General features: G+C 43.0%; 7 protein-coding genes and 1 pseudogene. 4 read left to right on the top strand and 4 right to left on the bottom strand.

The genetic code is table 11. From position 1 onward, the window contains the following. The 3 genes and pseudogenes from EWV60_RS03020 to EWV60_RS03010 form a co-directional block, all read left to right on the top strand. Nucleotides 1-246 (top strand): bluetail domain-containing putative surface protein (locus EWV60_RS03020; RefSeq protein WP_287230869.1); only part of this gene is annotated, 246 nt, incomplete at its 5' end. Between the two features lie 179 nt (nt 247-425). Further along, nucleotides 426-1,391, top strand: a complete 966-nt coding sequence (locus tag EWV60_RS03015) for an o-succinylbenzoate synthase (RefSeq protein ID WP_287230867.1) — start codon at nt 426-428, stop codon at nt 1,389-1,391. Beyond that, nucleotides 1,367-2,709, top strand: a pseudogene (locus EWV60_RS03010) (2-succinylbenzoate--CoA ligase). The gene EWV60_RS03015 and the pseudogene EWV60_RS03010 overlap by 25 nt, the downstream one beginning before the upstream one ends. A gap of 127 nt (nt 2,710-2,836) precedes the next feature. Here EWV60_RS03010 and EWV60_RS03005 read toward each other — a convergent pair. Beyond that, nucleotides 2,837-3,520 carry a M48 family metallopeptidase gene (locus tag EWV60_RS03005; RefSeq protein ID WP_103111393.1) on the bottom strand — a complete coding sequence of 228 codons (684 nt, stop codon included), beginning with the start codon at nt 3,518-3,520 and terminating at the stop codon, nt 2,837-2,839. Between the two features lie 32 nt (nt 3,521-3,552). Then, entirely contained in the window at nt 3,553-6,666 is a 3,114-nt protein-coding gene (locus EWV60_RS03000) for a type I restriction endonuclease subunit R (RefSeq protein WP_287230862.1), read from the bottom strand. A 323-nt stretch (nt 6,667-6,989) separates the two neighbouring features. Between EWV60_RS03000 and EWV60_RS02995 the strand changes: the two genes are divergently transcribed. Further along, the gene (locus EWV60_RS02995; protein ID WP_287230859.1) at nt 6,990-7,256 is read left to right on the top strand and encodes a vacuolar protein-sorting-associated protein 25; all 267 of its coding nucleotides are present in this window, start codon (nt 6,990-6,992) and stop codon (nt 7,254-7,256) included. A gap of 63 nt (nt 7,257-7,319) precedes the next feature. On the opposite strand, the gene EWV60_RS02990 is transcribed toward EWV60_RS02995, so the two are convergent. Next, nucleotides 7,320-7,502 (bottom strand): hypothetical protein, encoded by a 183-nt coding sequence (locus tag EWV60_RS02990; RefSeq protein ID WP_016516247.1) that lies wholly within the window; start codon nt 7,500-7,502, stop codon nt 7,320-7,322. A gap of 233 nt (nt 7,503-7,735) precedes the next feature. Next, nucleotides 7,736-9,040 carry a restriction endonuclease subunit S gene (locus EWV60_RS02985; protein WP_287230857.1) on the bottom strand — a complete coding sequence of 435 codons (1,305 nt, stop codon included), beginning with the start codon at nt 9,038-9,040 and terminating at the stop codon, nt 7,736-7,738. Nucleotides 9,041-9,060 lie beyond the last annotated feature (20 nt).

Below are 9,060 nucleotides of genomic sequence, written 5' to 3'. Positions count from 1 at the left end.
TTACAGAATTTAGTCAATCAGGTATTTACTGATGCCAATGGAGCGATTACAGGTAATCAAGGATTAGGGGTTAATAGTGCCGCCTTAGTGCAGGTAACAACCGGTGCAATAGCTGGAACCTACCTCATTATTAATGATGGCACGGCTGGCTTCCAATCCAGCAATGATTTATTAATAAATATGACTGGATTTACCGGTACTTTACCAGCTTTAGGGAACATTCCAGTGGGTAATTTCTTTGTTTAAGTGTCTAAGCTCTCCTTCTAAGTCACCTAGAAAACGGGTTTCTCGGAGAAACCCGTTTTCTGGACTTTAAAACAAAAAAACGTTTCGCTGACAAACTCTATAAAGAACGTAGGTTGGTTTGAAGCATGAAACCCAACGCCTGCTCATGTTAAGCTTTTCACGACTACTTATAGTTAATCATGTATTTCTGGCAATTTCGTGTTTATCAGCGTCCTTTGCTGCGTCCCCTACAAACCCATCACGGACTCTGGGAAATTAGGGAAGGAATTATTATTCGCTTAGAAGCGGAAGATGGACGTATAGGATGGGGAGAAATTGCTCCTTTACCTGAATTTGGTTCAGAAACATTATCGGCCGCAATATTATTCTGTCAAAGTCTCGAAAATCCCCTATCAATAAATTCAATTTTTTCTATTCCTGAACAATTTCCCGCTTGTCAATTTGCCTTTGAATCAGCTTTAGAAGATTTAAGTATCGAGAATAAATCAAGAGAATTAGAACCGAGAAATTATAGTTATTTATTGCCCACCGGTGCGGCAGTATTTCCCTGTCTGGATGATATTTTAGCCGCTAATACAACTAATACTTATAAATGGAAAATTGCGGTCAATTCTCTCAAGCAAGAGTTAAACTTATTTGAAAAATTAATTGACCGATTACCCAGGGGAATTAAATTGCGTTTAGATGCCAATGGGGGATTAAGTATTGCTGAGAGTAAAATCTGGTTAAAAATTGCCGATGAATGTCAAATAATTGAATTTATTGAACAACCTTTACCCCCGTCTCAATTAGCGGAAATGTGGCAATTAAGTCAAGATTTTACCACAGGGATTGCTTTAGATGAATCGGTGGCCAATCTGCAACAAATAGAGGAATGTTATCAACGGGGATGGCGAGGAATTTTTGTGATTAAACCTGCTATTACCGGTTCAATACAAGGGTTAAGACATCTCTGGGAAAAATATCCCTTAGATTTAGTATTTTCCTCCGTTTTAGAAACTAATATCGGCAGAAAAGCCGCTCTACGTCTAGCACAAGAATACCCCAAAAAGGAGCGAGCTTTAGGTTTTGGTGTGCAACAATGGTTTAATAATAGTGACCCCGATTGGTTAGAAAAACTGTGGACGACATCAGCAAACAATTAGCATATCTCAGTCAAAAAGATTGGTTATATGGATACAATATCCAAAAATTTTATCAATTATATCAGTCCTATTCTCGGCAATTTATCACCGCAGATAATCCTCGATTAACTATACTGCTTGCTGAAGGCAATCCCCTTAAATTCTTAGCGATATTCTTGGCTGCCGTCAGGTCAAAAAGTTGCCTATTTTTAGCTAATCCCGACTGGAAAACTAACGAATGGGAACAGGTTTTCTCTCTGATGCAACCCGATTATATTTTTGGCGAAAATATCAAGGTTTTTAACTATAATTCTCCTCCTGTCAATCCTTTGACTAATTCTCTGATGATACCCACGGGAGGAACCTCGGGAAAAATTCGCTTTGCTATCCATAACTGGTTAACTTTAACTGCTTCTGTCAAAGGTTTCTCTGAATATTTTCAAGTCAAGCAGGTTAACTGTTTTTGCCTACTGCCTTTATATCATGTTAGTGGTTTAATGCAGTTTCTGAGAAGTTTTTTAACGGGGGGAGATTTTGCTGTTATTTCTTACCATAAAATCAAAGAAAAGCGTGTAAATAATCTCAATCTTCAAGATTATTTTATCTCCTTAGTTCCCAGTCAATTACAATTTTTTCTAGAAAATGATCCTCAATGGTTAGCCAATTTTAAAACAGTTTTACTAGGAGGTTCCCCTGCATGGCCATCTTTACTAGAAAAAGCTAGAGAATATAATATTTCTCTGTCTACCACCTATGGAATGACGGAAACTGCCTCACAAATTGTCACTCTTAAACCAGAAGATTTTCGACGAAGCAATAATAGTAATGGACAGGTATTACCCCATGCTCAGATAAAAATTAATCCCGATAACCAGAAAATTATTATTGAAGCAAAATCTTTATTTTTAGGCTATTATCCCCATCTTAATCAAGCAAGCTACTTCGAGACCGATGACTTAGGTTATTTGGATGAAAGTGGTTATTTATATATCATTGGTCGCGATAGTCAAAAAATAATTACTGGAGGAGAAAATGTTTATCCTCTTGAGGTAGAAACTGCCATTAGACAAACTAATTTAGTTAAAGATGTGGTGGTTTTAGGGTTGCCAGATGTCAAATGGGGACAGATAATTGTCGCTTTTTATGTACCCGTTAACTCTCAGATAAACCAGACAATTATTCAATCCCAGATTAAGGATAAATTAGTCAATTATAAACTGCCGAAACATTGGATAAAATTACCAGAGATACCAAAAAGTCCCCAAGGTAAGATTAATCGAACCAATTTAATTAAATTAGCTGAAACTTTTTTGACACCGAGTCAAACCCCAGACGATAATTATAGCAGTTATCTTAATGGTGAGTTATGAGGGTTTCCTTTTGGGGAGACTCCGAGACGATATAATCGGGTAAAATGGCTATGGGTGCTAATCCCAGCAGATTTAAATTAGGTTTATTTTCCAAAATTATAGTGACTGTTCCAACATCTGACCGTGTTCTTTAAGCCATTGCTTGGCCTGTTCCATAGTAGCAATTTGCGACTTAATAATGTGCCAAAATCGTGGAGTGTGGTTCGATTCAATCAGATGCGCTAACTCATGAACTACCACATAATCAATTACGAACATCGGGGCTTTGATCAATCGCCAGTTAAAGTTAACATTGTCTTGGGGTGTACAAGAACCCCAGCGATATTTGCTGTCGGTAATTTTAGCCTGATTAAACCTGACACCAAGCTTTTTAGCATAAAGGTTGACACGAGGAAGTATCTTCTCTTTTGCCTTCTGAATGTACCAATCTTGAAAAATCTCGCCACCATTCTCTGTTAGTGCCTTTGGTACTCGAAAGCGATTGTTAATAAACTTTATCTCTGTCTGATCATCAACCAATTCTAAACGATAGTAGCGCCCTAAATAAAGAAGCGACTCGCCATTAACCAGTTCCTTACCCGGAGGATGAAGTGGGACTCGATACTTTTGCTCGTGGTGAATTTTTTCATAGAGCCACTGCTTGCGTGACTCTACTATTTGCTGGATCTTATCGGGATGAGTACCAGTAGGCGCTCTGACCACGATCGAGCGATCACGTTCCACGGTAATGGTCAGGGTCTTACGACTGGAAGAATAAATGATTTTATAGTCAAGTTTCATATTAAAAGTCGCTCAATTTTACTCGATTCAGCCTAAAAAATTCGGTCGTTATTTTTCTCTGCTATTTCCATCACCCGCGAGATAATCTGTTCTCGATTGTCCATAAGATTGGGAATTTGGAAAAAGTCGGGAGAGAGTAACACTTTTTGAATCTCTGCCCTAAGTTTCTTGCGAGCGGGAATGCTCTCCCAAAAGCTAGTTAATTGTAACTCCTGCTCAACAACGGTAAATACCTGTTGAGTGAGAGCGACCATCTGAGAAACCATATCGTCAGTTAATGCCGCTTCTCCAAAACACTCCCGTTTGAACATCCGAAAGAAGGGCAGCTGCTTTTTCCTGTCCAGTCCGTAGGTAGGCTCATTTTTTGCTTCTCTCGCCTTCTGGCGTAGTTTTTCCAGTTCTTGGTAAATCTTGTCCCAATTGTCTTTAAACTCCTCGAAGATGGCTCTCAGTGCTTCAGAAAAGGAGGCTTGCAGTTCGGGATCGTCCACCAGATCGATCTCGATATAGTGGCGGAGAGCGTGTTCGATTGCGGCGGCCTTTGTTTTGACTCGCTGGTGTTTCTGGACATGGCTCTCAAAGTCCTTATCCAAGATCGAGATCGGTTTAACTTTCTCGTCGATTCCCCTTGATTGCAGGTACTGGTCGGTCAGGGCCCGCAGCTTGGGTGGGATTCCCTTCATACTCAGGCGCTCGTCGCGGAAGTGCTTCCCCGCTAGTATATTCACTGCGGTGAGAGATTGGTAGTCTCTCATGTAGTTCAAGGCCTCCTTGGCGGGATAGACCAAGTTAAGGCTGCGGGTCAGCTTCTTGAAGGCCAGCATGAACTCGAATCGCACATCCTCGTCATAGAAGAGGTCGAAAAAGGCATCTTGATCGTTCAGGTCGGTGAGTCCATGTTGCTTCAAGAGTGCGATGATTTTGCGGTGGTCATCCTCAAGCTGACGGATCTCGTCCTCGGGAAAACTTAAGGTTTCCTCGATTTCTTGCTGCTCTCGCTCGTCGTAGTTATCAATGGCTCGCTTCAGGTGGTGGCCGATGCCTACATAGTCCACGACAAAGCCTTTATCCTTGTCCGCACCGCCGACTCGGTTGACACGGGCGATCGCCTGTAAGAGGTTGTGGGCCTGGATGACCCTATCGAGATACATCACCTGCTCTACTGGGGCATCAAAGCCAGTCAGTAGCATATTATTGACGATGACAATGCCCACATCTCCAGTAATCCCCTCATCCCTTGCGTCAAAGGGCAGTTTAAAGCTTTTAATAGTAGTATCGTGGCGGGTGGAGTTGCTGTATTGCTTGAGGTGGGGTAGGTCATTATGACTGCTGGAGATGACCACATCGGTCTTAAGTCGCTTCAGGCGATCGAGGTTAAGCCGGTGGGGATTCCCCTGCTCCAATTTGGCAATCTCCTCGGCCAGGGCAGCATCTAAATGCTCTTTGTACCGCACCGCCGCCTCCCGGGAAGTCGCCACCACCTGGGCCTTGTAGCCGTTGGGAAAGATGCACTGGAGATAGTGCTGCACCATATCCTTGGCTTTAGCGGCGATAGTGGGATGAGCTTCTAGGTAGGCATCCCGCGAACCATGGCCCAAAATCTGCAGCCGCTCTTGCAGGTTGTACTCACTGAAGACATCGGCAAAAGCCGCATCCATAGCTGTCTGATCAGACACCTCGGCGTTATGGGTGCGCCCGGTGTAAACAATTTCTAGGGTTACGCCGTCCTCGATGGACTGGCCCATGGTGTACTTGTCGATGTAGTCCCCGAAAACTTTCTCAGTTTTGTCGATGGGGGTGCCGGTGTAGCCAATACGGGAAGCGTAGGGGAGAGCTTTGTCGAGGTTTGTCCCCAGCAGGCTGTACTGGGAGCGGTGGGCCTCATCGGTCATCACCAGGATGTTGCTGCTCCGGTTTAGCTCCGGGAAGGTCTCCCGCAGTTCCCGCTCTTGGAATTTGTGGATCATGGCCATGACCAGATCCGAGGAGTCGCTGCGAAGTAGTTCCTTCAGTTTGGCGATGCTATTGGCGGGCTTAACGGTAAAGCCAACACTTTGGCCGGTCTCGGCGAGTTGCTGCTCTAGTTGGGTGCGATCGGTGATAAATACCACTTTCCACTGGGAAAGGTTGTTATGGCGGTACATGGCCCGCACCATAAACATCATGGTAAGGGACTTACCCGACCCCTGGGTATGCCAGATGATGCCGCTGCGCTCCCGGGGGGTTTTGCCCTCTAGGAGACGCTCCACGGCTTTCTTGACGGCACGAAACTGCTGATAACGCCCGACGATTTTGATGGTTTCTCCCTTGTTGTTGATGGAGAAAAGGGTGAAGTTGCGAATAATCTCTAGGAGGTTATCGGGGGCAAACATTCCCGCCACCAGTCGCTGCTGGTCATTGGGGGAGCTAATGCCGTGTTCTAGTTCTTCTAGGGTGCGGGGATAGGGGTCAGCCCAACGGAAGAAGTATTTTTCGGTGTGGGTGGTAATGGTGCCAAATTTTGCCTGATTGCGGCAGGTAGCTACGACAAACTGGTTATAGAAAAAGAGGGGGACATTTCCCTCGCCCTTAGCGCCGCGCTGTTCGCTGTAGCGGAGGAGTTGCTCGATCGCCTCGGCAATGGGTTCTTTGACTTTGGGAGATTTACATTCAATGACCACCACTGGCAGCCCATTGAGAAAGAGGACAATATCGGGGATGATGTGGTTTTCTGTGCCTAGAATCCGCACCTTAAACTGGCAAACGGCGATGAAGCGGTTGTTAGTTGGGTGGTCAAAGTCGATAAACCTGACGGTGGGGCTTTTTTCGCCTGTTTTACGGTTCTCTGAGACGCTGGTATTCTCCTGAAGCAGTTTAAAGACGTGGCGGTTATTTTCCAGTAGGTTGGTGCTGGGGAAGTTGGCGGTGAGTTGTTTGATGGCTTCTTCTATTTGGTCGGTTTCTAGCCAGGGGTTGATGATTGTAAGCTGTTCTCGCAGCACTGGCAGCATCACCACCTCGGTAAAGCTTTCTCTAAAAGTATCCTGTGGTTTTTGTTTTGTCTCTAAATCCAATATTTCCCAATCTAAACCGTATAGTTGGTCAAGTAAGGGCTTTTCGACCCCGTTGCGCTCATCGAGTTTGATAGGTTGAGGTGTTTTGTTCATGACCAGATAACCTTTATTTAACTGTATTTATGAGGTTTTTCGTCTAAATCTTCTTGAGGGAACAGGGAACAGGGTTAAATTGTACTTCTCTGATAAGTAGCTGGTTATAATTAAATTTAAAATGGATTTTAGGTTCGATCCCCCCTTCCCCCCTTGATAAGGGGGGTGCCGATCCCCCCTTCCCCCCTTGATAAGGGGGGTGCCGATAGGCGGGGGGATCCCCCTTAATAAGGGGGGCATCTGATAATTTTTAACACCTAGCCACTTATGAGAAACGCTATAATAGGTTATTATACATAAAAAATATTTAAGCATTAACGGATATGAACAACCAACTGGTTAAAACTTTAGCACAAATTATTAGATCCCTTTCTGAAGAAGAAAAACAACAACTAGAAAGAGAATTAACATCTAATGGAGCAATAGAAGCAATAAAAGACTATCAAAAATTATCTTTTTGTCAAACGGCTACCCCTGAAGAATGGATAAAAGCTTTTGAAGAATGGGCAGAAAATCATAGAGATAAGAATTTTCCCCAATTATCTGATCAAGATATTAGCCGAGAAAGTATCTATGGAGAACGGGGTTAAATGTCTTATACTAAATCCGTTGAGTAACGCACAGAAAACGGGTTTCTCCGAGAAACCCGTTTTCTACTCATCAAATGTCACGCTTCCTTTGAGGGGATTGATATCAGTGGTTTCGACGGGTAATATCTTCTCTGCATTATCCAACAAGATAACGCGGATCTGTTTACCTTCCCATTCAGAAGAATATTCGGCGGGAATGGTGACTATGCCGTTTTTTAGGATGGTTTTAAATTCGATCGCTTGCATGGTAAATCTATGGGCAAGGGAGTTATGTTTAGTTTAGCGAATCGTCTGATATCGAGATCATGGGATATAGATCGCCTGAGCAGTTTGGTGACTTGGCGAGGTCAATCAGGGCGTTACGATATTTTTTGATGCCGCGCCTTGCGATTTCCATTTTTTTGGCAAAGTCTGGGTATATGTTTAAGTTTTTGTGATTTGTGGGTGTTTGCTCTGGTTGCATAGGTTTGACCGATGAATCAATTTGCTGCTGTTTTTTGGTTGAGGAGGTCGGTAACTCGAACTTTGCCAGTTAGTAGGTCTTGCATCAGTCCAGTTTTGAGAGAGCGGAGTTTAGATAGACAATTGTTTGCTTGCCCTATCTCGTAAACACACAAGTCCAGCCTGCACGCTAAGAACTCTTGTTCTTCTTGCATTCGGGGTATCTTGATTGGGGTTGCTCGCATCGCCGCCAATGAAAGATTTTTGATAGTTGAGCCGGTAAGTTCATAATCATAAAATCGGTGTACTGGCTCTGACTGGAGGATGTGATAAATTAGGCGAGCATTTACCGATTTCTTGCATTTTATATACGCTGCACTTTTTCCGAGAACCACTGGCTCATTTTTATAAAATGCGATATTCCCAATCGTACCATTGATTGAGTACAAAATCGTTCTATCGTCAAGTTCAATGTAGTATTTCCTAAATTCGCCTTGATTGACGCACAAAGTATCGGAAGTAATGTGAATTGATCCATCCCCTAGGTTATTTCCATTTATGAAGAAGAATCCGGTGTTTTCAGAGTAAGCCGGGGTTGTATGTATTCCGTCACCAATCTTTGTTGTTAGTTCGTCAAGACTTTCCACCTCCCACTCAACCGGAATCCTCCCAAGCGGTGAATCCTTAAACTCATGGGTTTCTTCACTGCGAATATTGCCGTTTTCATCAATTCCTTTGGTGAGCAAGTCCTGCATTAGTCCGGTTTTGATGCGCTGCTGCTTGGCAATTAGGGCTTCGGTTTGCTCAATCGCGCGGTCTATTGTTGAGAGGATGGTGGCGATTTGGGTTTGTTCTTTAATTGGGGGCAAAGGAATGTGCATTTTTTGTAAATGCGTCGGTCCAACGTTAACTTGAGCACTTCCTTGTGTTTGAAGCTGATGCTGTATTTTGAAGTGAAAAGACTCCAGAAAAAATTTTATGTAATTATTTGCTAACCTTTTTTCGTCTTGAGTCCTAAATCGGATAGTTGAAGTATTAAGTAGCAAAGGTAAATCTTCATCAAAAATAAGGGCGATTTTTCCTATTGTTCCTGAACTTGAAAAAACCCAATCATTTACATCTAATTGAAAGTGTTTATACTCACCATTTCCCAATTTTTGAGATATAAATTGACATGAACTTCTATCAATTCGACCATTAACAAAACAACGAATATTAATGAATGGAATTCCTTCTTTTGTGAATTTATCACTTGTGATACCTGGACCTTCTTGAAAAAAGAGAACTTCAGGAAGTCTCAATAATTCCCAATCTGCTGGAAACTGCCCAGTAAGCTCATTCATAACAAATACCTCAACTTAAT

This window comes from Microcystis sp. Msp_OC_L_20101000_S702, from assembly GCF_007095705.1.
Taxonomy (GTDB): domain Bacteria; phylum Cyanobacteriota; class Cyanobacteriia; order Cyanobacteriales; family Microcystaceae; genus Microcystis; species Microcystis ichthyoblabe_A.
Note: the sequence above shows the minus strand (reverse complement) of the source record. Positions and strands in the feature narration are given on the sequence as shown.